Source organism: Pseudomonas sp. MYb327, assembly GCF_040438925.1.
Classification (GTDB): domain Bacteria; phylum Pseudomonadota; class Gammaproteobacteria; order Pseudomonadales; family Pseudomonadaceae; genus Aquipseudomonas.
The window spans coordinates 1,879,589-1,905,168 of record NZ_CP159258.1 but is presented as its reverse complement, the minus strand read 5'-3'; the positions used below and the strand labels follow the sequence as shown (position 1 = coordinate 1,905,168).

Sequence of the window (25,580 nt, the reverse complement as noted above, 5' to 3'; positions counted from 1 at the left end):
TCAGATGTAGTCAGAAGGGACGGCTAACCCATGCACCGATCTTTAACGTTAAGAACTATCGTTTGTTTGAGTAGCCTGGCCCCGGCCACATTGCTATACGCAGCACCGGATCCCCAGGTAGAAGCACTAAAACAAGAACTCATGGAGCTGAAACAGCGTTACGAAGCACAGCAGAACGCGTTGATGGTACTGGAGCAACGCGTTCGCCAAGTCGAAGAAGCACCTGCCACACCGGCTCCCAAACGCCTGACCAAATCCCCCGCCGAAGCGCCCAAGGGTCAAACGGTGGCCTCGGGTGCGCCTGGAACAACAGGCAGTTCCTATGGCCAGTCGCTGAAGGACGATTCGGAACCGGCACAAAGCGTTTCCAACCTGTATGACGAAGCCAGTGGCTTCTTTGGTGGCGGCAAGTTCAGCGTCGAAACCGGCCTGACCTACACGCACTACGATACCCGTGCGCTGACGCTCAACGGCTTTCTGGCACTGGACTCGATTTTTCTCGGCAACATCAACCTTGACCGCATCAAGGCGGATAACTGGACCCTGGACCTGACCGCCCGTTACAACGTGGCCCAGCGCTGGCAGTTCGACATTAACGTTCCCGTGGTTTATCGCGAATCGACGTATTCTTCTGGTGGCGCGGGTGGCGCCGGCCCGGTGACGTCGGACGCAACCGTTACCCGCGACCCGACTATCGGCGATGTGAACGTTGGCGTTGCCTACAAGTTTCTGGATGAGTCGGCCAACCTGCCCGACGCCGTCGTGACATTGCGCGTCAAGGCCCCCACCGGTGATGACCCGTACGGCATCAAGCTGGTCAGTGACCCGGGCAACGATAACCTCTCGGTACCCGAGGACCTGCCGACCGGCAACGGTGTCTGGTCGATCACGCCGGGCATCTCGCTGGTCAAGACTTTCGACCCCGCCGTGCTGTTCGGCAGCCTGGCCTACACCTACAACATGGAGGATTCTTTCAGCGACATCAGTCCTCAGGTCAACTCCAAAGTACCCGGCGACGTGAAACTGGGCGATTCCTGGCAGATCGGTGGCGGCATAGCATTCGCATTGAACGAGAAGATGAGTATGTCGTTCTCGGTCACCGATCAATTCGCCCGCAAGAGCAAGATCAAGCCGGATGGGGGGGATTGGCAATCGATCACCAACAGCGATTACAACTCGGCCAACTTCAACATCGGCATGACTTTGGCCGCAACGGATAACCTGACGATCGTTCCCAACCTGGCGATTGGCCTGACTGACGATTCGCCAGACTTCTCCTTCAGCCTGAAATTCCCTTACTACTTCTGACCCACAAAAAAGCCCCGTTTCGACGGGGCTTTGATCTTCCTTTAGCGGATTTGATGTTTGTGCAGCAGGCGGTAGAACGTTGGTCTGGATATCCCCAACACCTTCGCGGCATTGCTCAGATTATCGCTGTGGCGATTAAGTACATCGCACAAGGCCTGGCGCTCTGCCTGGTGCTTGTAATCTTCCAGCGTGCCCATCGTCGCGGCAACGACATGATGGTTGATCAGCCCCAGATCTCGCGCCTCGATCTGCCGGCCTTCGGCCAGTACCAACCCGCGACGCACCCTGTTGGCCAGCTCGCGAACATTGCCCGGCCAGTCATGCTTGCCCATTGCAATCAAGGCGTCTTCACTGAAGCTGCGCGGACGGCGGCCGGTTTCATGGCTGTAGAAATGGGAAAAGTGGTTGGCCAGCATCGACAGATCGCCATTGCGCTCACGCAGGGGGGCGGTCGCCACCTGCAACACGTTCAGGCGATAGTAAAGATCCTCGCGAAAGCGTTTCTTCTCGATCGCCTCTTCAAGATCGACATGGGTCGCGGCCAACACCCGAACATCCACGGGAATCGGCTGACTGCCGCCTACTCGCTCGATGTGCTTTTCCTGGAGGAAACGCAACAGGTTTGCTTGCAACTCCAGGGGTAGATCACCGATCTCGTCGAGAAACAGCGTGCCGCCGTTAGCCGCTTCAATCCGCCCGACCTTGCGTTGATGAGCGCCCGTAAAGGCCCCCTTCTCGTGGCCGAAAAGTTCGGACTGGATCAGGTGCTCGGGTATCGCGCCGCAATTGATCGCGACAAAGGGCTTATTGTGACGCAGGGATTGCCGGTGCAGCGTGCGGGCGACCAGTTCTTTACCTGTCCCGCTTTCACCGCGAATCAACACCGGTGACTCGGTGGGCGCCAGTTTGCTCAATAACTTGCGCAATTCGCGTATAGGCTTGCTGTCGCCCAGCAATTCGTGTTCAAGCTTATCGATATGAACCGTACCCTGCCCGCGCAGGCGCGCCATGCCAAAGGCGCGGCCCAGTGTGACCTGAACCCTGGAGACATCGAACGGCAAGGTATGAAAATCGAAAAACCACTCGCAAACAAAGTCCCCGACATTCTGTAGGCGCAGGACTTCCTGATTGAGCACGGCGATCCACTCGGTGCCACTGCGGCTGATCACCTCTTTGACCGCATCCGGGTGCTCAAGATGGAAAGGTTGTAGGCGTAACAAACCAACGTCGCAGGTTCGATCGGTAGCGTTACCCAGCGTACAGCTGTCAACGTCCCAACCTACGGAACGTAATCCCGGTAGCAGGCGATGGCAGTCGTCGCAAGGATCAACCACTAATAGACGTCGTAAGGCAGGAGCTTCGCTCATGACTGTTCCTTGGCGCCAAATTCTAGGAAATATTATTAAAAACAGTCATTTGGCAGACCTGGCTGTAACGTTAGCAAGAATTTGACGTGGTCTTGTATCGTTTGACTATAGGGCTATTACGTAACTAGTTATAAGAAGCGCGATAGTTAGTTACCTATCGAGTCCAAACCTTTCATTTACCTTTCAATGCAGGCCGCAACATCGGGCATATGAAAGAAAGTTGAAATTTCTTTTGATCATGTGTGACCTGAACCGGGGTTGCGGGCATCAGTACAATAACTGCCGAACGGTAAGCCCAACCGTCGGCACATCACTTGATTGGGCACACAGAGAGAACATTCTATGACCGCCCCGCTCCGTATCAACGAAGCTCTTTTGATTGCCGACAGCGCATTCCAGCCGTTCCACTGCGTGGCTTGGGCGCCACAGGATGGCAACGGCGAACTCAGCCTCACCGTTATCGATCGCACAGAAAACAGTATAGGCCGCAAGCTGATCCCGATCAGTGCCTACACCGATCCGGCACAACTTGAAAAACTACTGGAACAAGCCCGTGCCGAGCTAAGCAAAGAAGGCTACAAGCTTCAATCGTGGTCGATGCCGCACTAAGTTTTTTGCGGATTACTCCGGAGTAATCCGCGCCCTTCTTTTTGTCATTAGTTGCTTGGCTAATCACAGCCACTTGTACTTTTGATACACATCTATTTGTGACAAGTTCGCCTGAATACTATGCAGGCTTGCCAAAGGTTCGAAAAGACACTGTTGTGGCACACAGCGACCCTCCGCCTGTAAGTTCGGACAGTTGTGCGTTTAATCATTCAGGGATTGAATGTTCTCCACATTCAGTCGCCACCCCAACATCTGGATCAGGACGACTCGCAAGGAGATGCGTTCATGTCAATCCAGTCCATTTTCAGATTCCCTGCACTACTTGATACTGCCGGGAAACTCGATCAAACCTATGCCACCAACGGCAAGACCCAGGTGTACTTCGCCCGCAGCACCTCAAGCATGACCAACGGAATCACCCTGGATCCCGAGGGTCGTTTGCTGGTGGCCGCCAAGGTCGGCACACCTGGCGGTAGCCGCTTTGGCCTGGCCCGCTTGCTGGATGACGGTTCGGCCGATCTGCAATTCGGCAATCAAGGTAGCGTCATCGGCCAATTTGAACCTGGCTTCGAAGCCATGGGGGGAAAGGTTCACGTTCTGTCCGACGGAAGTATCCTGCTCGCCGGCCTGCACTACGAGAATGCGCATTGCACCCTTCCGGCGCTGGCGCTGTTTGACCAGCAGGGCCGCCCGGTGAGAGGTTTTGGCGACAATGGACGTTGCGTGGTGCGTCTGCCGGGCAATCTGTCCCACGGCGTGCGCGATGCCTGGCTGCCGCCAGGCGTGCCGGGCGCCGAGGCCTGTGATGTTGCCGTGCAGGATGACGGACGAATCCTGTTGGTGGCCAACCATCATTTTGAACTGGCCGATCATGCCGGCATGCTCATTCGGCTCGAACCGGACGGCTCATTGGACAGCTCGTTCAATGGTCGTGGTTTTGTGATGGTCAGGCACTTACTGTTGAACACCTGGCTCAGCAGCCTGCGGTTACAACGCGACGGTCGGATCCTGGTCGGCGGATCGATCAATTTACCTGAAGAAGGCTTTTTGGCCCGTTATCGCACCGATGGCAGACTCGACGTCAGTTTTGCCGTGGACGGCTTCATGAGTTTCAAGGCTCAAGGGCAAAGTGCGCAGGTCAGCCAGATCGTCCAGCAAGGCAATGGTGATGTGCTTTGTTTTGGCAGCAGCCGAGACCCGATGCATTGCCTCGCCCTGAAAGTGCACGACAACGGGCGCCCGAACCATCACTGCAACAGCGGTCAACCCCAGTTGCTTGAAATCGGTAGCACTGGCTGTCAGTGGACCGCCGTTCAGTTGCAGGCGGACGGCAGCATTATCGCGGTGGGCGCGACAATTGGCGGCATTGAGGCCGACTTCATTCTGGGTCGATACCGCCCGGACGGACTGCTTGATCTCAACTTTGGCGATGGCAATGGCTGGGTTCGTACCCGCTTGGGTCGCAGTCTGGATACCGCAACTTCAGTGGCGGTTCAGGCTGATGGAAGTATCGTCGTAGGCGGCTATTCGCTGGATGGCAATTACAAAGCGGTTGTCGCACGCTACACGGATAGGCCGAAGTATTTTTCCTACACTTGATCTTCCTTTCTGCTTACGGCAACTTGCGCGCTTCTATATACAAGGAGTAGCCAATGTCCGGCTCCATGGCCCAGGCGTTCGCGCATAACTTTCTCGGTAACTCTCCTCGCTGGTATAAGGCTTGTATTGTTGGCTTCCTGATTCTCAATGCCCTGGTGCTGTGGACCGCAGGTCCGGTGGCGGCCGGTTGGTTGCTGGTGCTGGAGTTCATTTTCACCCTGGCCATGGCGCTCAAGTGCTATCCGTTGATGCCCGGCGGCTTGTTGTTGGTTGAAGCGTTGCTGCTGAAAATGACCACTCCACAAGCGCTCTACGATGAACTGGTGCACAACTTCCCGGTGATCCTGCTGCTGATGTTCATGGTGGCCGGCATCTACTTCATGAAGGACCTGTTGCTGTTTCTGTTCTCGCGCCTGTTGCTCGGAGTGCGCTCCAAGGCGCTGCTGGCGTTGATGTTCTGCTTTTTATCAGCGTTTCTGTCGGCTTTTCTTGATGCATTGACCGTCACTGCGGTGATCATCAGCGCCGCCGTCGGGTTTTACTCGGTGTATCACCGCGTTGCCTCGGGCACCGATCCTCGTCAGGACAGCGCATTCAGCGACGATCAAAATCTGCCCACCCTTCACCACGGTGACCTTGATCAGTTCCGCGCATTTCTGCGCAGCCTGCTGATGCACGGCGCAGTGGGTACGGCGCTGGGTGGTGTGTGTACCTTGGTAGGCGAGCCGCAGAACCTGTTGATCGGTCATGAGATGGGCTGGCATTTCTCGGATTTCTTTCTGAAGGTTGCCCCGGTTTCGCTGCCAGTGCTGTTGGCGGGTCTCGTGACCTGCGTGCTGCTGGAGAAACTGCGCTGGTTCGGTTACGGCACGCTACTGCCGGATAACGTCCGCGCCGTGCTGGCCAACTACGCAGCCGAAGACAGCGCCGAACGCACTGCGCGCCAGCGTGCTGCGCTCATCGTGCAAGGGTTGGCGGCGCTGATCCTGATCGCCTCGTTGGCGTTTCATATAGCGGAAGTCGGCTTGATCGGTTTAATGGTGATCGTGTTGATCACCGCGTTCACCGGGATCACCGACGAACACCGTCTGGGCACCGCGTTCAAGGACGCCATGCCGTTTACCTCTTTGTTGGTGGTGTTTTTCGCCGTGGTCGCAGTGATTCATGATCAGCAACTGTTCACACCGCTGATCCAGTGGGTACTGGCCCTGCCGGCCGATCAACAACCGGGCATGCTGTTCATCGCCAACGGCCTGCTCTCGGCGATCAGTGACAACGTGTTCGTGGCGACCATTTACATCACTGAAGTGAAGCGGGCGTTCATCTCCGGGCACATGAGCCGTGAGCATTTCGAAACGTTGGCCATTGCGATCAACACGGGCACCAACCTGCCAAGCGTGGCGACGCCGAACGGCCAGGCTGCGTTTCTGTTTCTGTTGACGTCGGCGATTGCGCCGCTGATTCGGCTATCGTACGGACGGATGGTGTGGATGGCGTTGCCGTATACCGTGGTGATGGGAGTTTTAGGCTGGTACGCCGTGAGTTTCTGGCTGTAACACAATCAAGAATGTGGGCTTATCCGAGGGAGGATGTAGCGCTCAATAGCCTGCGCCGCACCGTCCTCGGTGTTGGCGCCCGTCACCACGTCAGCCTGGCGCCTCACTTCGTCCTCGGCCTGCCCCATGGCAATCGACAACCCGGCGCGATGGAACATGGCCGGGTCGTTGCCACCATCGCCCATGGCCGCCGTCAGCTCTAGCGGCACGCCGAGAAACTCGGCCAGTGTCGCCAGCGCGTCCCCTTTGTTGGCCTGCATCGCAGTGACGTCCAGATACACCGGTTGCGAGCGCGAAACCTGGGCCAGCCCTTCCACCTTGGGCAGTAACTGTGCCTCGAGTTCAACCAGCAATTGGGTGTTGTTACTGGCCGCGACAATCTTGTCGATGCGGGCAAGAAATGGCTCGAAGCTTTCGACCGTCACCGGTGGGTAACCGAGGCCATGTTGCTCCCGTGGCACCATCGGGCCGCCCGGATCTTTCACCAACCAGTCGCCCCCACTGAAGACCCAAACCTCAATGTCCGGTTGATCGGCAAACAACGCCAGCGAGGTCAACGCGGCATTGGCGGGCAAATAATGCGCGATCAGCAGACTGCCGTCCGGATTTACCAGGGTGCCGCCATTGAACGCTGCCGTCGGCAGATCGACGCCCAGGGCTTCAATGACTTGCAGCATGGCCTTGGGTGGGCGGCCGGTAGCCAGGCTGAACAGGACGCCGGCTTCGCGCAACGAGCGCACCGCGTCAACGGTGCGTTGGCTGAGGCTGTGGTCGGGCAACAACAATGTGCCGTCCATGTCGCTGAGCAGGAAACGAACGGGCTGTTGCGTCAGTTCACTCATCCGAGCCCATGCCAGACGCGTCCATCGCGAGTCAGTAATCCTTCGGCCGCTTGCGGTCCATCTTCACCCGCAGCATAGCCCTGCACCGTGGCGTCCTGCTGCCAGGCATCAAGGAACGGCTGCACGGCACGCCAGCCATTCTCGATGTTATCGGCACGCTGAAACAGCGTCTGATCGCCGGTCAGACAGTCGTAGATCAGGGTTTCATAGCCGGTGGATGGCTGCATCTCAAAGAAGTCCTTGTAGGCAAACCCCAGTTCGATGTTATCCATCTTCAGGGCCTGCCCGGGCCGCTTGGCCAGGAGATCGAACCACATGCCTTCGTTGGGTTGAATCTGAATCCGCAGATACGTCGGCGCCAACTCATCGACTTCGGTATCCCGGAACTGCGCATAGGGCGCCGGTTTGAAGCAGATGACGATCTCGGTGTCGCGCACGCTCATGCGCTTGCCGGTGCGCAGGTAGAACGGCACGCCGACCCAGCGCCAGTTGTCGATCATGACTTTGAGTGCGACATAGGTTTCGGTGGTGCTGCCGGGCGCCACCTTGTCTTCCTCGCGATAACCCGGCAGTGCCTTGCCATCGACTTCGCCAGCGGTGTATTGGCCGCGAACCGAATTGGCCCGGGCCTCCTCCACCGACCAGGGACGGATCGCCCCGACCACTTTGGCTTTCTCGCCGCGAACCGCATCGGCGCCGAACGCGGCCGGTGGCTCCATGGCCACCATTGCCAGCAGCTGGAACAGGTGATTGGGCACCATGTCCCGCAGGGCTCCGGTGTGTTCGTAAAAACTGCCACGGGTTTCCACGCCGACGGTTTCGGCGGCGGTAATTTGCACGTGGTCGATGTAGTGGTTGTTCCAGAACGCTTCGAACAGGCTGTTGGAGAAACGGCTGACCAGAATGTTCTGCACGGTTTCCTTGCCCAGGTAGTGATCGATGCGATAGATCTGCTTTTCCGTCATGACCTTGAGCAAGCAGGCGTTCAAGGCTTCGGCGGTTTGCAGATCGGAACCGAAGGGTTTTTCGATCACCACCCTGCGGAACGCTTCGGGGCTTTCTTCCAGCAAACCGGACGCGCCGAGTCGGCGCACCACTTCACTGAAAAAACGCGGCGCGGTGGCCAGGTAAAACACCGCATTGCCAGTGCCGCTGTCGGCGATTTTCGCCGCCAGCGCTTGATAAGTGCTGTCGTCCAGGAAGTCGCCCTGGACGTAGCTGATGCCCTTGGCGAGATTGGCCCACACGTCCGGATCAAGGGACTGATCGCCCTTGCCCACTTTGGCGGCCACCTCGCTGCGAATGAAGTCTTCGAGTTTTTTCGCGAAACCTTCATCGCTGATGGCGTTGTGGTCAACGCCGATGATCCGCAGTCCATCTCCGAGTAAACCGTCGCGCTTGAGGTTGTACAGCGCCGGCATCAGCAGGCGCTTGACCAGATCACCGTGGGCGCCGAACAGGAACAGCGTGGTGGGTGGCGCGGGTTCAGTCTTGGATTTCCTGCGGATCCCATGGGTCATTTTTTCGCAGTCTCCTTGTGGCCACCGAAGCCGAAGCGCTGGGCGGAGAGGACTTTGTCGCCAAAGGTGCCCTGGCCGCGCGAGCGGTAGCGGGAGAACAGCGAGTTCGACAGCACTGGCACCGGCACCGCTTGTTCCATGGCGGCCTCGATGGTCCACTGGCCTTCACCGCTGTCCGCTACGGAACCGGAATAACCGTCGAGTTTCGAATCGCTGGCCAGGGCGTCGGCGGTCAGGTCGAGCAGCCACGAGGACACTACGCTGCCACGACGCCAGACTTCGGCGATGTCGGCGACGTTCAGGTCAAAACGCTGATCTGGCGGCAGGATTTCGCTGGACTTGGTTTTCAGGATGTCGAAGCCTTCGGCAAAGGCCTGCATCATTCCGTACTCGATACCGTTGTGGATCATCTTGACGAAATGCCCGGCACCGGCAGGACCGGCGTGGATGTAGCCGTGCTCGGCACGATCGTCATCGGACTTGCGGTCCTTGGTACGCGGAATGTCGCCCATGCCCGGGGCCAGGGTCTTGAACAGCGGATCAAGGCGAGTAACGGTCTCGGCATCGCCGCCGATCATCATGCAGTAACCGCGCTCCAGGCCCCATACGCCGCCGGAGGTGCCGACGTCGATGTAGTGCAGGCCTTTTTCCGCAAGGGTTTTCGCGCGACGGATGTCGTCCTTATAGAAGGTGTTGCCGCCGTCGATGATGGTATCGCCGGCTTCGAGCAAGGTGCTCAAGGTGTCGATGGTGTCTTCGGTCGGTGCGCCTGCCGGCAGCATGACCCACACCGCTCGTGGTTTGGCCAGGCCAGCGACCAGGGCTGGCAAATCGGCGACGCCGGTAGCGCCCTCTTCAGCCAGGGTCTCGACGAAGGCGGTATTGCGGTCGTACACAACGGTGGTATGCCCGTTGAGCATCAGGCGCCGCGCAATATTACCGCCCATGCGGCCCAGTCCAATAATCCCGAGTTGCATGTGCTGATGCTCCCTACTACAAATAAATGTGTGTCAATGGTTATAGCCCAACGCGACTAATGAGGGTTAGTCCAGAGCGTTGGCGTGAAGTTTCCGGGCATTGTGCCCGATCCTGATTGATAACGTCGGGAATCGTGCCGAAGACACAACGACCATGAAAAATAAAAAAGTTCCCTTCGGGAGCAAAAGAAATCAAAATTGGCGCCGATAGTAGGTCAGCCTCTGATTTCGGGGGCACTCCTACAGTTGAGACACGCCATTTGCGAGGTGAGCAATGGGCACAGTACACACCGCACTGCCAGTACAAACCCTTTACGTCAGTATCCGCCGCGATGAATTGCGCCAGTTGAAAGACGAGCGCGATCAGTTGAAGCATGAGCTTGCGCAACTGCGCATGCTGGTCCAGGGCCAACAGCCCTTACCCGTCACCCAACGCGCTCCCCACGCCTGACTCTCCTCGCTTGAATCGGAAGCAGCCGTTCGCTGTTTCCGATACGCCATCGATCTTTGCCAGTCCTGGCAACTCACGAAGTTTTCACATCTCCTTGTTGATACTCACGGTCCTTGTGGCCGCCCGGTTTCCGTGCGCCCTCCGTTCGTCGGCTGCATCTGTGGCCTGGCGGTGGAAGTGAATTTTGGCTGGAGCGTGGAATGGCTTGGTTTAAACGCAGCGAGACGTCTGCGAAAGGTTTCGATTGGGCAGGATTTCTCTGGCTATTCCTGTTCTTCTGGTATTTTTCCGGCATCACCCAACTGCTGATCCAATTGACGGGCACCTCCGGTTTCACCGGCTTCCGCCAAGCCTTTGTGATGAGTGCCATCTGGCTTGCGCCGATGCTGCTGTTCCCCAAGCAAACGCGTGTCATGGCTGCGCTGATCGGCGTGGTGCTGTGGGCCTGTTCCATGGCCAGCCTGGGTTACTTCTTCATCTATCAGCAGGAATTCTCGCAAAGCGTCATCTTCATCATGTTCGAGTCGAACGTGTCTGAAGCCGGCGAGTACATGACTCAGTACTTTGCCTGGTGGATGGTGCTCGCCTTCCTCGCTCACACAGCCTTTGCCTATTTCCTGTGGACACGCTTGCGCCCGGTGTACCTGCCTCGCGGCCAGGCATTGGTTGCCGCAACAGCCATTGTAGTGGCGGTGATCGGTTATCCGCTGGTCAAGCAGACGATGCGTACCGGCAATTTCGCCGACGGCTTCGAGAAATTCGAAACCCGCATCGAGCCCGCAGTGCCGTGGCAGATGGCCGTGGCCTATCACCGATATCTGGACACCCTGGCCGGCATGCAGGACATGCTCGACAGTGCCAGCAAGATCCCGCCGCTGCACAACCTCAAGGACTCGATGGCCAACCAGCCCGCGACCCTGGTGCTGGTGATTGGCGAATCCACCAACCGTCAGCGCATGAGCCTGTACGGCTACCCTCGGCAAACCACCCCGGAGCTCGACAAGCTCAAGGATCAATTGTCGGTCTTCGACAACGTCATCACCCCGCGCCCCTACACCATTGAGGCGTTGCAGCAGGTGCTGACGTTCGCCGACGAGGACAATCCCGAGCTGTACCTGTCAACGCCGTCGCTGGTGAGCATGATGAAACAGGCAGGTTACAAGACCTTCTGGATCACCAATCAGCAGACCATGACCAAGCGCAACACCATGCTCACGACCTTCTCCGAGCAGGCCGACGAGCAGGTGTACCTGAACAACAATCGCAACCAGAACGCCGCCCAGTACGATGGCGACGTGATCGAGCCCTTCAACAAGGCCCTGGCAGACGCCGCGCCGCGCAAGCTGATCGTCGTGCATTTGCTCGGCACGCACATGAGCTACCAGTACCGTTATCCTTCAACCTTCGACAAGTTCAAGGACCGCAACGGCGTTCCGGCGGGCGTGCGTGACGATCAATTGCCGACCTACAACAGCTATGACAACGCGGTGCTGTACAACGACTTCGTGGTGTCGAGCCTGATCAAGGATTACGCCAAGACTGATCCGAATGGTTTCCTGCTGTACCTCTCCGACCATGGCGAAGACGTTTTCGATTCCGTTGGGCATAGCACCCTTGGGCGCAACGAGAGCAAGCCGACTGCGCCGATGTACACCATTCCGTTCATGGCCTGGGCGTCGCCGAAATGGCGCGAAAGCCATGACTGGAGCTTTGCAGGTGATTTGGCGCGGCCGTATAGCAGCTCGCATCTGATCCATACCTGGGCGGATCTGGCGGGCCTGAGTTTCGATGAACTGGATCGCAGCAAGAGCGTGGTCAGCGACAGCTTCAAGCCACGACCGTTGCTGATCGGCAACCCTTACGAACGGCAGCAACGGCCATTGATTGACTTCAGCCTGATCAAGCCCAAAGTGGCGCCAGTGGTTTCCGAAGTCGCTCAAAAGTAGTTCTGATACACCGCAAAACCTGTGGGAGCGAGCCTGCTCGCGATAGCGTCGGCACAGTCAGTATTGATATTGACTGTTACACCGCTATTGCGAGCAGGCTCGCTCCCACAGTTGTTATTGGCAGGCTGAAATCCGCATTGACCGTGGTTGCCGCGGTGAATTGGCATAGTCGGGCGATCCGCGCACGGTGCCCGTGAGCCTCGACCGCAAACACCGAGGGTTATTCATTCACATTTAACGGAATCGGCGGATAATGTGCGCTCGACTTCGATTCATTGGTTCATGGACGAAAGGCATCCGACCGCTGTAGTGGGAGGCACACCATGAAACGCACCACGTTGATCCTCGCTGCCCTGATGACATTCGGTTCCGCCAGCGCCTTTGCCGAAGGCGGCGCCGAACGCATGCGGTACTACTACGAAACCCTGCGCTACAACCAGCAACTGGCGCTGGGCAACATTACGCAAAGTCAGGCGAAGGAATTGCGGGTCCCGGACGATCAAACCGCGCAAATGACCGAATCCTACAGACCGAAATGATTGCTACACCTCTGACTGCCTTTCTGTAGGAGCAAGCTTGCTCCTACAGAAAGGCTCAAAGCGCCTTGATCCAGAACATCATGCGCCCGTGCGCCGGATCGAACTCACCCGCAGCAAAGCCGAACTTGCCGTAAGACGCTTGGGCCACCGCATTGCCTTCGAGCACTTCCAGGGTGATTTTGCAGCAGCCGCGCTGACGGGCGATCTCTTCGACCTTCTGCAGCATGCGCTGGCTCAGCCCCAGACCGCGAAATTTCGGCACCACCGCCACATCGTGTACGTTGACCAGCGGCCGGCAGGCAAATGTCGAAAAGCCTTCGAAGCAATTGATCAGCCCGGCAGGCTCGCCGCCGACGAAGGCCAGCACGCTGAACGCATGGGGCCGCTTGGCCAGTTCACCCGGCAGATGTTCCAGCACCGTGGCGGGCAAGGAATGGCCGCCACCCATTGGATCTTCGACGTAACTGTTCAATACCAGGCCAATCGCCTCGGCATGCACCGGATTGGTGTAGCTGGCCTGAAGCACAAGAATTTCTGCGGAATCCATTTCCATCCTCAAACACGTTAGGTAGTCCCAGCACGTTGTTCGCGCTGGAAGGCTGGCGAACATATCGCGAGCGTGGTTGTGGAGACAACCCTTGAAAATCTTCTGATCTTAATGCCCCCAAATCAACGCTTCGGTCCATCCCAACTCGGCAAAGTCCTCTGCCCGCAGCCGCGCCTCGCCCGCGCAGAAAAACTCATCCAGCTGCGGCGGCTTGACTGAGGTGCCACTGAGCATGGCGTGGACTTGCCCACGATGATGAATCTGATGCTCGAACAGGTGCGATAACAGACGCAAGCGGCTGTCGTATTGCGGCGTGTCGCGGGCAATCGTCACAATCCTGCCGAGGTCCGCGTCGCGCATTTGCTCGCAGTAGGCAATCAAGCGTCGGTCGACCTGGGCCTGTTCACGCTTGAGGTCGCTCGCCTGGGTGAACGGCTCATCGTCCTTGAAGAACACGTAGCATTCGGGATGCGGATCATCGCCGCGCAACTCACGCTCAAGGGCATCCACGTAAAACCAGTCACAGGTAAGGATGTGGTTGAGCGTGGCGCGCAGACTGGGAAAGAAGCTGACTCGGGGCGCTGCCAGTTCATCCTGGCTCAACTGACACCAGGCCTTGGCCAGTCGGTGATTGGCCCAAGCGTTTTGGTACGCCATGGTCAACAAATGATGAGACAACGGTTGATTCATCTTCACTCCTCCTGGATTTTCACGCCTCGGCGAAACGTTGCAACTGCATCTCCTGAAGGCGACTGAGGGTACGGCGGAACGGAAATTCCAGGTAGCCCTCGGTGTAGAGCGAATCCATCGGCACTTGCGCTTCGAGGTACAGCGGCACTTTGCGGTCGTAGCACTCGTCCACCAGGGCAATGAACCGCCGCACACCGTCGTCATGCACTGACAATTGTGGCAACTCGCGGTCACCGGCCTCTACCCGCTCGGCCCCGTCTTCAGTGCCACGAGCGATGCGCCCTGCCCGTTTTTGCGCGCTGAGGTTGGGCACGTCACTCAACAGAATAGCGCTGAAGGTGTCGCACAGGGCCATGAAATCCATCGCGGCAAAGGGCTGTTCACAGAGATCGGCATAACGGCACCACAGCACTTTTTCGCTGGCTTGCAGCACATCGAGCGAACGATACCCGACCTTGATCGGCTCGTTGGAAACCGCTTGGCCCAGGGTTAAAACCTTGAACACGTCAACCAGTGCACTGGCTCGTCCCGGTGCAGCGACCCAGTAGCGCTGCAAGCCCTGGCCCGGGTGCAGACGATGGTCTTCCCCGCCGTCCACCGCGATCACCTGCATGTGCTGCTTGATCGCGGCGATGGCCGGGATGAAGCGGTCGCGATTGAAACCGTCGGCGTACAACTGGTCGGGCGGCAGATTGGAGGTACAAACCACCACCACGCCCTGCTCGAACATCACCTGGAACAACCTCCCGAGAATGATCGCGTCGCCGATATCGTTGACAAACAATTCGTCGAAACACAGCACCCGCACCTCTTCGCTCAGTTCGCGGGCCAAGGCCTTCAGCGGATCGGCGGTACCGGTCAGCTGAAATGAGCGTTGGTGCACCCAACCCATGAAATGATGAAAGTGCTGACGCCGGGCCGGTACACGCAGGTGTTGGTAAAACTGGTCCATCAACCAGGTTTTGCCGCGCCCGACCGGGCCCCAGAGGTAAACGCCCATGATTGGCGTTCGTCCCGCATGCAGAGCTTCGTGGCACTTCTGCAAGGCCCAGACGGCATGCTCCTGGGCTTCGTCCTGGACGAATCCCTTTTGTTCGATGGCGTGTTGCCAGGCGCTGAGTGGAGAGTCGATATTCATGCGCGGCAGTATGTTACTGCTCAACCATGCCTTCAGTGAAATGTCCGTCAGTCGCCTGCTTTTCAGCGAAGGGAAAAGCGCCTTGACGCTGGATATTATTGGCATCATATTTAATACATGTTGCCAAACATTTAAATCACGCCTCAGCGTTCCCTTCAGGAGTCATCCCATGCATTACAAAGTCTTTGGCCGTAAAACCGGTTTGCGGGTTTCCGAACTGGCATTGGGCGCCGGCAACTTCGGCACCGGTTGGGGCCATGGCGCCGAGCGTGACGAAGCCAAGCGCATTTTTGATGGCTACCTGGAGGCTGGCGGTAACTTCATCGACACCGCCAACGGTTATCAGGGCGGTCAATCGGAAGCCATGCTCAGCGAGTTCATCGCCGCCGAACGCGATCACCTGGTTATCGCTAGCAAATACACCTTGGGCACCACACCGGCAGCGGGCATCTCCCACACCGGCAACAATCGCAAGAACATGGTTCGCGCCGTGGAAGAAAGCTTGAAACGACTGAACACCGATCATCTGGATCTGTTCTGGGCGCACATGAGCGACGGCGTGACGCCGATGGAAGAGATTCTTCGCGGTTTCGACGATCTGGTACGCGCCGGCAAAATTCACTACGCCGGATTGTCGAACTTCCCGGCGTGGCGCATCGCCCGCGCCGATCTGCTGGCTGAAGTGCGCGGTTTTGCGCCGATTGCCGCGATTCAGGTCGAATACAGCCTGGCCGAGCGCACCGCAGAGCGCGAGCAACTGCCCATGGCCGAAGCGCTGGGACTGGCCGCTACTTTGTGGTCACCATTGGGCGGCGGCTTCCTCACCGGCAAATACCGCAACAGCGAAGGTGATAATCGTGCGAGCAAACTGGGGATGCTGGTTCACGCCGAGAAAAGCGCCCGTGAAACCGCCCTGCTCGACACCCTGCTGGCGGTTGCCGCAGATTTGGACGCCAGCCCGACCCACGTGGCCATCGCCTGGCTGCGGGAAAAAGCCATACGCTCGACCACGACGCTGATTCCGATCCTCGGCTCGCGCACCCGCGAACAACTGGATGCGACGCTGGGTGCATTGAATGTGCAGCTGAGTGCGGAGCAACTGGCGCGCCTGGATGGTGTCAGCGAGGTGGCGAAAGGCGTGCCTCACGAGTCGATTGAAGGGTCGTTTGCGCGGTTCAGTGGTGGCGTGACCCTGGATCTGCCAAGAATTCCTGTCGCCTGAAAAAGCGTCGCGGGCAACCCAGCTTGCATGTTCAGACTTGAAGGGGTGGGTGCGCGAATGGCTTCGACACCTTCCTTCGCCGCATGCCAGAACAGGGTGCCGTGGTCGATGCGGCTGCCCTCTTGGGTCCGGCCAGGTGTCGCTGCGGGCGTCGACGTGGACCAGTGAAATTCACCTGGCCCGCCATCGCGCCCAGGTGCCGGGGGGGGGGGCGCAGCGGGGCGGGAGCGAGCTCCCCCTCGCCACAGAGTTTGTGCAGCCTCTCCAATCATTGCTCTCAATTCACACTGCTGGCATCCTGCGCCTCCATTTTCTGCCCCCCGGCCCGCCTTCTGGCCCGCACACAATCATGACCGCCTCTGAAAAACCCCCTGCCCCGCGCCACAACGACCTGATCTACGGCCTCAACGACCGTCCGCACCTGACCGCGACGGTGTTCGCCGCCCTGCAGCACGTGCTCGCCAGTTTCGTTGGCATCATCACGCCGACGCTGATCATGGGCAGCGCCTTGGGCCTGCAAAGCGAAATCCCTTACCTGATCAGCATGGCGTTGTTCGTTTCGGGTCTGGGCACCTTCGTGCAGGCGCGGCGTTTCGGTCCGGTGGGTTCCGGCCTGCTGTGTCTGCAAGGCACCAGTTTTTCGTTCATCAGCGTCATCCTCAGTGCCGGTTTCATGGTCAAGGCCCGGGGTGGTGGCACCGACGAAATCCTCTCGACGATTTTCGGTGTGTGCTTCTTTGCGGCGTTCATCGAAGTGGTGTTGAGCCAATTCATCGGCAAGCTGCGCATGCTGATCACCCCCGTGGTGACCGGCACCATCATCACGCTCATGGGTTTGTCGCTGATCAAGGTCGCCATGACTGACATCGCCGGCGGTTTCGGCGCCACCGACCTCGGCGCGGCCAGCCATCTGGGTCTGGCGGCGCTGGTGCTCGGGACCATCGTGGTGCTGAACCGGGTGGATGTGCCGTTCCTGCGCCTCGGCGCAATCGTCATCGGCCTGACTCTCGGTTACGTGGCAGCCTGGCTGATGGGCCAGGTCGATTTCGCCAGCCTGCCAACCGTTCCGTTGATGAGCGTGCCGGTGCCGTTCAAGTACGGTTTCTCATTCGACTGGGTCGCGTTCGTGCCGGTGGCGGTGATTTTCCTGGTATCTCCGCTGGAAGCCGCCGGCGACCTGACCGCCAATTCGATGATTTCCCGACAGCCAGTCAAAGGCCCGATCTATATCCGCCGGATCAAATCCGGGCTGCTGGCTGACGGTCTCAACTCGGCCATGGCCGCCGTGTTCAATAGCATGCCGATGGTGACGTTTGCGCAGAACAACGGGGTGATCCAGTTGACCGGCGTGGCCAGCCGTTATGTGGCGTTTTTCATCGCCGGGCTGTTGGTGGTGTTGGGGCTCTTCCCGATGATTGGCGCAGTGTTGCAACTGATGCCAAAACCAGTGCTCGGTGGTGCCGAACTGGTGATGTTCGGCACCGTCGCCGTCGCCGGGATCAAGATTCTCGCCGAAGCCGGCCTGCATCGGCGCAACATGCTGATCGTGGCGATTTCCATCGGCATGGGGCTGGGCGTGGCGGCTGTGCCGGAAGTTTTGAGAGAACTGCCGAAGGCGCTGCACAACATTTTCGAATCGCCCATCACCGTCGGCGCGCTGTGCGCTATCGTTTTAAATATCTTCCTGCCTGAAGAATTCATCGAATTGGAAGAAGACGATTTCGATCCGGAAGCCTCGATCCTCCAGGTCATGGAAAACCCGGATGTCCCGGCCAAGGGTGAACCCACGCCGCCCGCGGTGGTCGCACAGTTGAACAGCTAGACCCTTGCTCAAGGACGGAGCTACTGGCGGTTCAGTCCTTTTGCCTACGAGTTACGTCCATGCGCAGCGTCCACGCGGTCATCCTTTCTATGCTGTTGCTCGCTTTGAGCGCCTGTGCGGTGTATCCCAATAACGATCCGCTGAATATCAACGTGGTCGATATCGTGCCACTGCAAAGTCAGGACATGGAAGTCCGGTTTGCAGTGAAGATCCGCGTGCAGAACCCCAATGGCACCAACGTCAATTACAACGGCGTGGCGCTGGACCTTGAAATCAACGGCCATCCTTTTGCCTCCGGTGTCAGCGATCAATCGGGTTCTATTGGCCGATACTCGGAAACGGTGTTGAGCGTGCCGGTCAGTGTGTCCGCGTTTTCGGTGTTGCGGCAAACCTATGGCCTGACGCAACTGCAGACCCTGAACAACATGCCTTACATCCTGCGCGGCAAACTGGCGGGAGGATTGTTCGGCACTCGACGCTTCATGGACAGTGGCAAGCTCAGCCTGTCCGGGCTCACCAACGGCAGCCGCTAAGCGTTAAAGAAAGCGGACACCGGGTTTGGCGCGTTCATCCACCGTCAATTCGAATATGTCCACGACCCCGTCCTTAACCCGCAAAACCTGGAAAATTTTGCTGTTTCCCTGCCTCAACGACGAGAATCAACCCTCACAGTCTCCCAAACTCTCACCTGATGTAGCTTGGGCACAATTGAGCGGGGAGTCGGACAAATGAACTGGAAGGAAGGCCTGAGACAATCGGGCGTATTGGCCGCGCTAGGTGCCGCCGTGCTGTTCGGTGCAGGAACGCCGCTGGCGAAATTACTGTTGAACAGCGTAAGTCCCTGGTTGCTGGCGGGCCTGCTTTACTTGGGTTCAGGCCTTGGACTCACGCTATATCGCTTGCTGAGCCGCGCGCCCAGCGTGAGTCTGCCACGCCATGAAGCGCTCTGGTTCGCAGGCGCAATTGCAGCGGGTGGTGTTGCTGGGCCTGTATTGCTGATGGTGGGGCTGACGGGAATGCCCGCATCGGGCGCATCACTGCTGCTTAACGCCGAAGGTGTATTTACAGCCCTGCTCGCGTGGTTTGCCTTCAAGGAGAACTTTGACCGACATATTGCCTTGGGCATGATCGCCATCGTAGCCGGCGCGCTGGTTCTGAGTTGGCCCAGTGAAGCGCATTTCGCCGGGCTATGGCCAGCACTCGCAGTCTTGGCCGCCTGCTTTGCCTGGGGAATTGATAACAATCTGACCCGAAAGGTGTCGCTGACGGACGCAACCTGGATTGCGTCTGTCAAAGGCTTGGTCGCTGGTTCGGTCAACCTGGCGCTGGCTTTTATTGTGGGGGCGACGTTACCGCCACTGCCTAACCTGGCGGGAGCGCTAGTAGTTGGCTTTCTTGCCTATGGTGTGAGCCTGGCGTTGTTCGTCATAGGCTTGCGTCACCTGGGCACCGCCCGTACGGGTGCTTACTTCTCTGTAGCACCGTTCTTAGGGACATTGCTTGCGGTGGCAATGGGCGATCCCGTCTCGCTACCGCTGCTAATCGCCGGATCGCTAATGGCATTAGGCGTTTGGTTACACCTCACAGAACGCCATGAACATGAACATCGGCATGAGGCCATGCAGCATGAGCACGAGCATGTACACGACGAACACCACCAACATGAGCACGATGAACCCGTCGCGCTTGGCACCAAGCACCAACATTGGCATCGACACGAGCCCATGACCCACAGCCATCCGCACTTCCCCGACGCACACCACAGACATGATCATTGAGTGTATAGGTGGCGTACGGGCCAGGGCGCAGCACACAACTGCCCTCCACAAATGTGAAGAATCCCACTCGCACCGAAGCCCAATCTAGTGCTGGGTTTTTGCTTTTTTAGTGGAACTGTCAGTCAACCGTTTTATGGTTGCGAAGGCAATACAACACTCAAGAGAAATGTCTGCTTCGGGTCGTTTTCAGCCGGTCACGACAGGTAGGAATCGGCCAAAAGCGGACGGCCGATTATTTACTATCGAACGCGAACGTTAAGCCTGATTCTGTGCCAGAACGAATTCTGCATGGGGAACTGAGTACGTCCTGGCTAAGAGCGCTTGGGCGTCCATTAAGGCAAGTCGGCACCTCCCGCTCTTCTGGGACTGATGAGCAGACCTCATGAACCCTTGCCGATCTAACCGTCTAGTCGCCACTCGTTAGCTGGCTTACTGTTTCCCAACGCAAACGTCGGGAGATCGAAATGCACAAGCGCACACTTGGAAACAGTTCACTCGAAGTGTCAGCCCTGGGCTTGGGTTGCATGGGCCTGAGCCATGGCTACGGCCCGTCGACTGACATACAACAAGCCATTACGCTGATCCGTTCGGCGGTTGACCGAGGCGTTACGTTCTTCGATACCGCCGAGGTTTACGGTCCGTACCTGAACGAGCAAGTGGTGGGTGAGGCATTGGCGCCAGTTCGCGATCAAGTGGTCATCGCCACCAAGTTCGGCTTCACCTTCGGTGCCGACAATAAACAGCAGATTCTAAATAGTCGCCCTGAGCACATTCGACTCGCCGTCGAAGGCTCATTGCGCCGACTTAAGACCGACTTCATCGATTTGCTTTACCAGCATCGGGTTGACCCGGACGTACCGATTGAAGACGTCGCCGGTGTAGTGAGAGATCTGATTGGGGAAGGCAAGGTCAAGCACTTCGGCCTTTCGGAAGCCGGCGCGCAAACCATTCGCCGTGCTCATGCTGTGCAGCCAGTCACGGCGCTGCAAAGCGAATACTCATTGTGGTGGCGTGAGCCTGAGCAGGAAATCCTGCCGACGCTCAAGGAGCTGGGGATCGGCTTCGTGCCGTTCAGCCCACTGGGCAAGGGTTTTCTCACCGGCACAGTAGAGGCCGACACCACATACGGCAGCGACGATTTTCGCAGCATCGTGCCGCGCTTCAGCCAGTCGGCACTGCAAGCCAATCAAGGGTTGGTGGTGTTGATCCGCCAGATAGCCGCGCAAAAAAAAGCGACCCCGGCGCAGATCGCGCTGGCCTGGTTGCTCGCGCAGGCACCGTGGATTGTGCCGATTCCCGGGACGACCAAATTGCATCGCCTTGAAGAAAACCTTAGCGGCGCGGATATCACCCTCGACGCGGGCGAACTCCAGGCCATTGACACCGCACTGGCGCAGATCCGCATCGAAGGCGAGCGTTATCCCGAGGCCCTCAAGGCGCGCGTCGGGCGATGAATAACGATCACGATCCTCTACGGCGCACGGTCATCGCCGCACTGGCGAGCGCCCCGTTGCTGTCACTCGCCGACACGCAAACCGCCAGCGAAATACCACGTTCAGGCTCGCGAATTCTGGTCGCGTACTTTTCCCGCTCCGGCAATACCCGCGTGGTTGCCGGGCTCATCCAGCGCGGATTGGGTGCCGACCTGTTCGAGATCCGTCCGGCCAAAGCCTATCCCGAGGACTACCTGCAAACCGTGGAGCAGGCGCGTCAGGAGCGCGACAGCGGCTTCGAGCCCGAGCTGGAAAGCAAGGTTCACGCTCTGAGCGACTACGACACGATTTATCTCGGCTTTCCGATCTGGGGTGAGACCACCCCGCCGATTGTGCGTGCTTTTCTGAGCGCCCACGACCTGACTGGCAAAACCCTCATCCCCTTCAACACCCACGGTGGTTACGGCTTGGGCAATAGCCGCAGCATCCTCGAAAAGCACGCGCCCAAGGCTAAGGTGATGGAAGGATTTGTGATGGAGGGTGAGCAAGAGCGAAAGACCATGGAGCGCGTGAATGGCTGGCTGAGCGATCACCCTCACACGCGCTAATCGATTTCTGGATTGGAGAAGCACCATGAAAACCCGCACGCTGGGCAACGGCCTGGAAGTTTCCGCAATGGGCCTCGGCTGCATGAGCATGACCTCCGCCTACGGCCCGGCCGCCGACAAACCGAGCATGATCAAGCTGGTTCGCTCGGCCCATGAGCAAGGTATCACCTTGTTTGACACCGCCGAGGCGTATGGCCCATTCGCCAATGAAGAGTTGTTGGGCGAAGCCTTGCAACCGATCCGCGAACAGGTGGTCATCGCCAGCAAATTCGGTTTCGATATTGACCTGGTCACCGGCGCACGAGGCGGCGGCACCAATAGCCGACCCGAGCATATCCGCGCCGTGGCAGAGGCGTCATTGAAGCGGTTGCGCACCGATTGCATCGACCTGTTTTATCAGCATCGCGTTGATCCGCAGGTGCCGATCGAAGACGTTGCCGGCACCGTCAAGGAGCTGATCGCCGAGGGCAAGGTCAAGCATTTCGGCCTGTCCGAGGCCGGTGTGCAAACCATCCGCCAGGCACACGCCGTGCAACCGGTAACGGCGGTGCAAAGCGAGTATTCGCTGTTCTGGCGTGGCCCGGAACATGAACTGCTTGGCGTACTGGAGGAACTGGGTATCGGCTTCGTGCCGTTCAGTCCACTCGGCGCTGGCTTCCTCACGGGTCAGATCGATGAGCACACCCAGTTTGACGCCAGCGACTTCCGCAATTTTGTCCCGCGTTTTTCACCTGAAGCGCGCAAAGCCAACCTGGCGTTGGTCGGCGTGGTAAAGGCCGTTGCCGAGCGCAAGCAGGCGACGCCTGCACAAGTCGCGCTGGCCTGGTTGCTGGCGCAGAAACCATGGATCGTGCCGATCCCGGGCACGACCAAACAACACCGACTGGAAGAGAACCTGGGCGCGGTAGAACTGGAACTGACCGGCGATGATCTGTGCGTGATCAATGAGCAGATGGCGCAGATCCAGGTGCACGGTGAACGCCTGCCGGAATCGGCGCTGAAGATGACCGGGCTCTGAGCCTTACCCCCGCAGCTCCGGGCTCGGAGCAGCTTCACTACCTGACCGGAGTTCATTCGATGAACCGATTGATCGCACCGCTCGTTGCCTTGTCGCTGTTGAGCGCAGAAACCCAGGCCGCCAGCGAAATTTGCATCACCCAGAATGGCGCTCAGCCCTCGATCAAGGGCGCGGCGGAAAACTTCACCGGTACCGTACGCGTTGATGGACTGTTCAAGGGGGACCCGCCGGCGCGCATCGGCGGCGGCACGGTGACCTTCGAGCCCGGCGCGCGCACCGCTTGGCACAGCCATCCATTGGGGCAAACGCTGATCGTCACCGCCGGGGTTGGCTACGTGCAGCAAGAAGGTGGGCCGCGTCAGGAAATCCGCCCGGGCGACATTGTCTGGATTCCGCCGCACACCCGTCACTGGCATGGTGCCACCGCCAGTAACGGCATGACTCACATTGCGATTGCCGAAGCCGAGGACGGCGAGACTGTCACCTGGGCAGAGAAAGTCTCGGAGGCGCAATACGCCGGTAAATGAAGTTACGGAATGTGTCGAAATCGTAGCGCGACACCCTCGCGGTGAGCAGTCAAAAAACCTCCAGCCCCCGTGTTTAAGCGGGGTCGCCAGGTTTTCAGCGGCAATCGTAAAAACGACTCATGAGTTCTGCTCAGGAGTCCTTGCGCAATATCGGGGTTAATCGCCACAACCGTCCTCCGTACGATCCAGTGACACCGCAGCGACCCCGCAATGCACGGAGCCTTTCACGATGACCCCTGACGCAAGCAAGTCCCGCCCCCATCCCGCGCTGATGGCGCTCTGTCTGAGCCTTGGGGTGATGTTCAGTGTTACCGCTCCAGCAGCCGAGGCATCGCAAACCATGACCCGCACACAAGCCAGTGCAGAAACACTGTCGAGCCAACAGCAGGCGATTCCCCTGATCGCAGCGTTTATGGCGACCAGCGACATGCCCAACCTCAACGTAGCCCTCAATCAAGGCCTCGACGCCGGCCTGACTATCAGCGAAGCGCGGGAAATTCTGGTGCAGCTCTACGCCTACGTCGGCTTCCCGCGCAGCCTTAATGCCTTGAATGAGCTGATGACCGTGGTGCAGGCGCGCAAACAACGCGGCATCGACGATGCGCCGGGGCGTGAGCCGGGCCGGGCGATTCCAATCGGTGATGAGCTGTTGGCGGCCGGCACGGCCAATCAAACGAAGATTTCCGGTGGCCCGGTCAAAGGGCCGGTGTTCGAGTTCGCCCCGGTAATCAACCGGTTTCTGCAAACCCACCTATTCGGCGACATCTTCGAGCGCGACAACCTCGACTGGCAAAGCCGCGAACTGGCGACCGTCGGAGCGCTGGCGGCGACGCCGGGGGTGGAATCGCAATTGCGTTCGCACATGCTGGCGAGCCTGCGCGTCGGGCTCAGCGCAACGCAATTGCGTCAAGTCACCGAGCAGTTGAAAAAGCACGGAGATGCACAGACTGCCGAACGTGCAAACACAGCGCTGAACCAGGCACTTGCTGCGTCGGGGAAATGACATGAAATCTGCAAAATACTTGCTCTGCATCACCCTGCTCAGCCTGTTGGCAGCTTGTGCGAACCAGCCCGATGGCTCAGGCCCTTTACTGATTCAGGCACAAGGCAGCTTCGCCGCCGGTGGAACGATGACCACTGCGCCGGGTACGTTCAACCCGCGCAAACCGATGGCTCCGGATGGCCAGACCTATCACGGTGACCATGCCTACACCTTCTACCAAATGCCGGTCGACGCCCGGAAACTACCAATCGTCATGTGGCATGGCGCAGGCCAGTTCTCCAAGACTTGGGAAACCACCGCCGATGGCCGCGAAGGTTTCCAGACCATTTTCCTGCGCCGCCATTTCGGTGTGTACCTGATCGACCAGCCGCGACGTGGCGATGCCGGCCGTAGCATGGTCGAGGCGACGGTCAAACCGACGCCGGACGAACAACTGTGGTTCAACCAGTTTCGCATCGGCTTGTGGCCCAACTATTTCAACGGTGTGCAAGTAGCCAAGGATGCACAGACGCGCGAGCAATTCTTCCGGGCAATGACACCGAACACCGGGCCGTTCGACATGGGTGTGGTGTCTGATGGTGTGTCGGCGGTCTTTGACAAAATCGGCCCGAGCATTCTGTTCACGCACTCGCAAGGTGGCGGGCCGGGTTGGCTGACCGCGATCAAGAATGACAAGGTCAAGGCCATTGTCGCCTTCGAGCCGGGCAGCAGCTTTGTCTTCCCGCAGGGTGAGGTGCCCGCGCCGATCCCCAGTGCCTTCGACACGGTGCAGGGTGCGGCCGTGCCGATTGATCAGTTCATGGCGCTCACGCGCATTCCGATCCTGATCCTCTACGGCGACAACATCCCGGAACAGGCCGTCGACCTGCCCGCCCAGGACAGTTGGCGCGCCCGCCTGAAGATGGCCCGGCTATGGCGTGATGCGGTCAATCGGCATGGGGGCGACGTGCGACTGATCCACTTGCCGGAGATTGGCATCAACGGCAATACCCACTTCCCCATGTCGGACTTGAACAACGTGCAGATCGCCGACCTGGTGTCGAAATTCCTCAAAGAAAAACAGCTGGATTGACCCCTCTC

General features: G+C 58.6%; 24 protein-coding genes and 1 pseudogene. 17 read left to right on the top strand and 8 right to left on the bottom strand.

Annotated elements, in window-relative coordinates; genetic code table 11:
• The first annotated feature begins 30 nt into the window (after positions 1-30).
• Positions 31-1,308, top strand: a complete 1,278-nt coding sequence (locus ABVN21_RS08530; RefSeq protein ID WP_339555728.1) for a hypothetical protein — start codon at positions 31-33, stop codon at positions 1,306-1,308.
• Positions 1,309-1,349: 41 nt separating this feature from the next.
• On the opposite strand, the gene ABVN21_RS08525 is transcribed toward ABVN21_RS08530, so the two are convergent.
• Positions 1,350-2,675, bottom strand: coding sequence for a sigma-54 dependent transcriptional regulator (locus tag ABVN21_RS08525; protein WP_339555729.1), 1,326 nt, complete (start codon positions 2,673-2,675; stop codon positions 1,350-1,352).
• 342 nt (positions 2,676-3,017) lie between these two features.
• On the opposite strand from ABVN21_RS08525, the gene ABVN21_RS08520 reads away from it, so the two are divergent.
• The 3 genes from ABVN21_RS08520 (at position 3,018) to nhaB (ending at position 6,439) form a co-directional block, all read left to right on the top strand.
• A complete protein-coding gene (locus tag ABVN21_RS08520) occupies positions 3,018-3,284 on the top strand; it encodes a hypothetical protein (RefSeq protein ID WP_339555730.1) in 267 nt (88 codons plus the stop codon).
• Between the two features lie 285 nt (positions 3,285-3,569).
• On the top strand, positions 3,570-4,883 hold the full coding sequence (locus ABVN21_RS08515; protein WP_339555731.1) for a hypothetical protein: 1,314 nt from the start codon (positions 3,570-3,572) through the stop codon (positions 4,881-4,883).
• A 53-nt stretch (positions 4,884-4,936) separates the two neighbouring features.
• Positions 4,937-6,439, top strand: coding sequence for a sodium/proton antiporter NhaB (gene nhaB, locus ABVN21_RS08510; RefSeq protein ID WP_339555732.1), 1,503 nt, complete (start codon positions 4,937-4,939; stop codon positions 6,437-6,439).
• A 5-nt stretch (positions 6,440-6,444) separates the two neighbouring features.
• Here nhaB and ABVN21_RS08505 read toward each other — a convergent pair whose 3' ends face one another.
• The 3 genes from ABVN21_RS08505 to gnd are packed head-to-tail and all read right to left on the bottom strand — an operon-like array spanning position 6,445 to position 9,778.
• On the bottom strand, positions 6,445-7,281 hold the full coding sequence (locus ABVN21_RS08505; protein WP_339555733.1) for an HAD family hydrolase: 837 nt from the start codon (positions 7,279-7,281) through the stop codon (positions 6,445-6,447).
• Positions 7,278-8,801 (bottom strand): glucose-6-phosphate dehydrogenase, encoded by a 1,524-nt coding sequence (gene zwf, locus ABVN21_RS08500; protein WP_339555734.1) that lies wholly within the window; start codon positions 8,799-8,801, stop codon positions 7,278-7,280. Before zwf ends, ABVN21_RS08505 begins: the two co-directional genes overlap by 4 nt.
• Positions 8,798-9,778, bottom strand: coding sequence for a phosphogluconate dehydrogenase (NAD(+)-dependent, decarboxylating) (gnd, locus tag ABVN21_RS08495; protein WP_353637233.1), 981 nt, complete (start codon positions 9,776-9,778; stop codon positions 8,798-8,800). The genes zwf and gnd overlap by 4 nt, the downstream gene beginning before the upstream one ends.
• 274 nt (positions 9,779-10,052) lie before the next feature.
• On the opposite strand from gnd, the gene ABVN21_RS08490 reads away from it, so the two are divergent.
• The 3 genes from ABVN21_RS08490 to ABVN21_RS08480 all read left to right on the top strand — a co-directional run bounded on the left by ABVN21_RS08490 (position 10,053) and on the right by ABVN21_RS08480 (position 12,714).
• The gene (locus ABVN21_RS08490) at positions 10,053-10,229 is read left to right on the top strand and encodes a DUF6026 family protein (protein ID WP_339555735.1); all 177 of its coding nucleotides are present in this window, start codon (positions 10,053-10,055) and stop codon (positions 10,227-10,229) included.
• Positions 10,230-10,429: 200 nt separating this feature from the next.
• Positions 10,430-12,175: a phosphoethanolamine transferase CptA gene (locus tag ABVN21_RS08485; RefSeq protein ID WP_339555736.1), complete on the top strand. Its 1,746-nt coding sequence runs from the start codon at positions 10,430-10,432 to the stop codon at positions 12,173-12,175.
• Positions 12,176-12,498: 323 nt separating this feature from the next.
• The gene (locus tag ABVN21_RS08480) at positions 12,499-12,714 is read left to right on the top strand and encodes a hypothetical protein (RefSeq protein ID WP_339555737.1); all 216 of its coding nucleotides are present in this window, start codon (positions 12,499-12,501) and stop codon (positions 12,712-12,714) included.
• Positions 12,715-12,769: 55 nt separating this feature from the next.
• Here the strand turns inward: ABVN21_RS08480 and ABVN21_RS08475 are convergent, their stop codons facing one another.
• The 3 genes from ABVN21_RS08475 to zapE all read right to left on the bottom strand — a co-directional run bounded on the left by ABVN21_RS08475 (position 12,770) and on the right by zapE (position 15,089).
• The gene (locus tag ABVN21_RS08475; RefSeq protein WP_339555738.1) at positions 12,770-13,261 is read right to left on the bottom strand and encodes a GNAT family N-acetyltransferase; all 492 of its coding nucleotides are present in this window, start codon (positions 13,259-13,261) and stop codon (positions 12,770-12,772) included.
• Positions 13,262-13,369: 108 nt separating this feature from the next.
• Entirely contained in the window at positions 13,370-13,951 is a 582-nt protein-coding gene (locus ABVN21_RS08470; protein WP_339555739.1) for a DinB family protein, read from the bottom strand.
• A 19-nt stretch (positions 13,952-13,970) separates the two neighbouring features.
• Positions 13,971-15,089, bottom strand: coding sequence for a cell division protein ZapE (gene zapE, locus ABVN21_RS08465; protein WP_339555769.1), 1,119 nt, complete (start codon positions 15,087-15,089; stop codon positions 13,971-13,973).
• 169 nt (positions 15,090-15,258) lie between these two features.
• On the opposite strand from zapE, the gene ABVN21_RS08460 reads away from it, so the two are divergent.
• Positions 15,259-16,311 (top strand): aldo/keto reductase, encoded by a 1,053-nt coding sequence (locus tag ABVN21_RS08460; RefSeq protein WP_339555740.1) that lies wholly within the window; start codon positions 15,259-15,261, stop codon positions 16,309-16,311.
• Between the two features lie 65 nt (positions 16,312-16,376).
• Here the strand turns inward: ABVN21_RS08460 and ABVN21_RS08455 are convergent.
• Positions 16,377-16,482: pseudogene (locus tag ABVN21_RS08455) on the bottom strand (arginase family protein); the annotation flags it as partial.
• Positions 16,483-16,660: 178 nt separating this feature from the next.
• Here ABVN21_RS08455 and ABVN21_RS08450 point away from each other — a divergent pair.
• From ABVN21_RS08450 to ABVN21_RS08410, 9 genes are all read left to right on the top strand, one after another.
• On the top strand, positions 16,661-18,133 hold the full coding sequence (locus ABVN21_RS08450) for a nucleobase:cation symporter-2 family protein (protein ID WP_339555741.1): 1,473 nt from the start codon (positions 16,661-16,663) through the stop codon (positions 18,131-18,133).
• Between the two features lie 59 nt (positions 18,134-18,192).
• A complete protein-coding gene (locus ABVN21_RS08445) occupies positions 18,193-18,666 on the top strand; it encodes an LEA type 2 family protein (protein ID WP_339555742.1) in 474 nt (157 codons plus the stop codon).
• 195 nt (positions 18,667-18,861) lie between these two features.
• Entirely contained in the window at positions 18,862-19,911 is a 1,050-nt protein-coding gene (locus ABVN21_RS08440; protein WP_339555743.1) for a DMT family transporter, read from the top strand.
• 464 nt (positions 19,912-20,375) lie between these two features.
• Positions 20,376-21,365, top strand: a complete 990-nt coding sequence (locus tag ABVN21_RS08435; protein ID WP_339555744.1) for an aldo/keto reductase — start codon at positions 20,376-20,378, stop codon at positions 21,363-21,365.
• Positions 21,362-21,952, top strand: coding sequence for a flavodoxin (locus tag ABVN21_RS08430; protein ID WP_339555745.1), 591 nt, complete (start codon positions 21,362-21,364; stop codon positions 21,950-21,952). Before ABVN21_RS08435 ends, ABVN21_RS08430 begins: the two co-directional genes overlap by 4 nt.
• Before the next feature lie 25 nt (positions 21,953-21,977).
• Positions 21,978-22,970 (top strand): aldo/keto reductase, encoded by a 993-nt coding sequence (locus tag ABVN21_RS08425; RefSeq protein WP_339555746.1) that lies wholly within the window; start codon positions 21,978-21,980, stop codon positions 22,968-22,970.
• 59 nt (positions 22,971-23,029) lie between these two features.
• Positions 23,030-23,497 carry a cupin domain-containing protein gene (locus ABVN21_RS08420; protein ID WP_339555747.1) on the top strand — a complete coding sequence of 156 codons (468 nt, stop codon included), beginning with the start codon at positions 23,030-23,032 and terminating at the stop codon, positions 23,495-23,497.
• 229 nt (positions 23,498-23,726) lie between these two features.
• A complete protein-coding gene (locus ABVN21_RS08415; protein ID WP_339555748.1) occupies positions 23,727-24,500 on the top strand; it encodes a carboxymuconolactone decarboxylase family protein in 774 nt (257 codons plus the stop codon).
• Between the two features lie 127 nt (positions 24,501-24,627).
• Positions 24,628-25,572 (top strand): alpha/beta fold hydrolase, encoded by a 945-nt coding sequence (locus ABVN21_RS08410; protein WP_339555770.1) that lies wholly within the window; start codon positions 24,628-24,630, stop codon positions 25,570-25,572.
• Positions 25,573-25,580: the final 8 nt, after the last annotated feature.

Coding starts and splice junctions, on each gene's coding strand:
- ABVN21_RS08530 (WP_339555728.1), top strand. CDS start 31: ATGCACCGATCTTTAACGTTAAGAACTATCGTTTGTTTGAGTAGCCTG.
- ABVN21_RS08525 (WP_339555729.1), bottom strand. CDS start 2,675: ATGAGCGAAGCTCCTGCCTTACGACGTCTATTAGTGGTTGATCCTTGC.
- ABVN21_RS08520 (WP_339555730.1), top strand. CDS start 3,018: ATGACCGCCCCGCTCCGTATCAACGAAGCTCTTTTGATTGCCGACAGC.
- ABVN21_RS08515 (WP_339555731.1), top strand. CDS start 3,570: ATGTCAATCCAGTCCATTTTCAGATTCCCTGCACTACTTGATACTGCC.
- nhaB (WP_339555732.1), top strand. CDS start 4,937: ATGTCCGGCTCCATGGCCCAGGCGTTCGCGCATAACTTTCTCGGTAAC.
- ABVN21_RS08505 (WP_339555733.1), bottom strand. CDS start 7,281: ATGAGTGAACTGACGCAACAGCCCGTTCGTTTCCTGCTCAGCGACATG.
- zwf (WP_339555734.1), bottom strand. CDS start 8,801: ATGACCCATGGGATCCGCAGGAAATCCAAGACTGAACCCGCGCCACCC.
- gnd (WP_353637233.1), bottom strand. CDS start 9,778: ATGCAACTCGGGATTATTGGACTGGGCCGCATGGGCGGTAATATTGCG.
- ABVN21_RS08490 (WP_339555735.1), top strand. CDS start 10,053: ATGGGCACAGTACACACCGCACTGCCAGTACAAACCCTTTACGTCAGT.
- ABVN21_RS08485 (WP_339555736.1), top strand. CDS start 10,430: ATGGCTTGGTTTAAACGCAGCGAGACGTCTGCGAAAGGTTTCGATTGG.
- ABVN21_RS08480 (WP_339555737.1), top strand. CDS start 12,499: ATGAAACGCACCACGTTGATCCTCGCTGCCCTGATGACATTCGGTTCC.
- ABVN21_RS08475 (WP_339555738.1), bottom strand. CDS start 13,261: ATGGATTCCGCAGAAATTCTTGTGCTTCAGGCCAGCTACACCAATCCG.
- ABVN21_RS08470 (WP_339555739.1), bottom strand. CDS start 13,951: ATGAATCAACCGTTGTCTCATCATTTGTTGACCATGGCGTACCAAAAC.
- zapE (WP_339555769.1), bottom strand. CDS start 15,089: ATGAATATCGACTCTCCACTCAGCGCCTGGCAACACGCCATCGAACAA.
- ABVN21_RS08460 (WP_339555740.1), top strand. CDS start 15,259: ATGCATTACAAAGTCTTTGGCCGTAAAACCGGTTTGCGGGTTTCCGAA.
- ABVN21_RS08450 (WP_339555741.1), top strand. CDS start 16,661: ATGACCGCCTCTGAAAAACCCCCTGCCCCGCGCCACAACGACCTGATC.
- ABVN21_RS08445 (WP_339555742.1), top strand. CDS start 18,193: ATGCGCAGCGTCCACGCGGTCATCCTTTCTATGCTGTTGCTCGCTTTG.
- ABVN21_RS08440 (WP_339555743.1), top strand. CDS start 18,862: ATGAACTGGAAGGAAGGCCTGAGACAATCGGGCGTATTGGCCGCGCTA.
- ABVN21_RS08435 (WP_339555744.1), top strand. CDS start 20,376: ATGCACAAGCGCACACTTGGAAACAGTTCACTCGAAGTGTCAGCCCTG.
- ABVN21_RS08430 (WP_339555745.1), top strand. CDS start 21,362: ATGAATAACGATCACGATCCTCTACGGCGCACGGTCATCGCCGCACTG.
- ABVN21_RS08425 (WP_339555746.1), top strand. CDS start 21,978: ATGAAAACCCGCACGCTGGGCAACGGCCTGGAAGTTTCCGCAATGGGC.
- ABVN21_RS08420 (WP_339555747.1), top strand. CDS start 23,030: ATGAACCGATTGATCGCACCGCTCGTTGCCTTGTCGCTGTTGAGCGCA.
- ABVN21_RS08415 (WP_339555748.1), top strand. CDS start 23,727: ATGACCCCTGACGCAAGCAAGTCCCGCCCCCATCCCGCGCTGATGGCG.
- ABVN21_RS08410 (WP_339555770.1), top strand. CDS start 24,628: ATGACCACTGCGCCGGGTACGTTCAACCCGCGCAAACCGATGGCTCCG.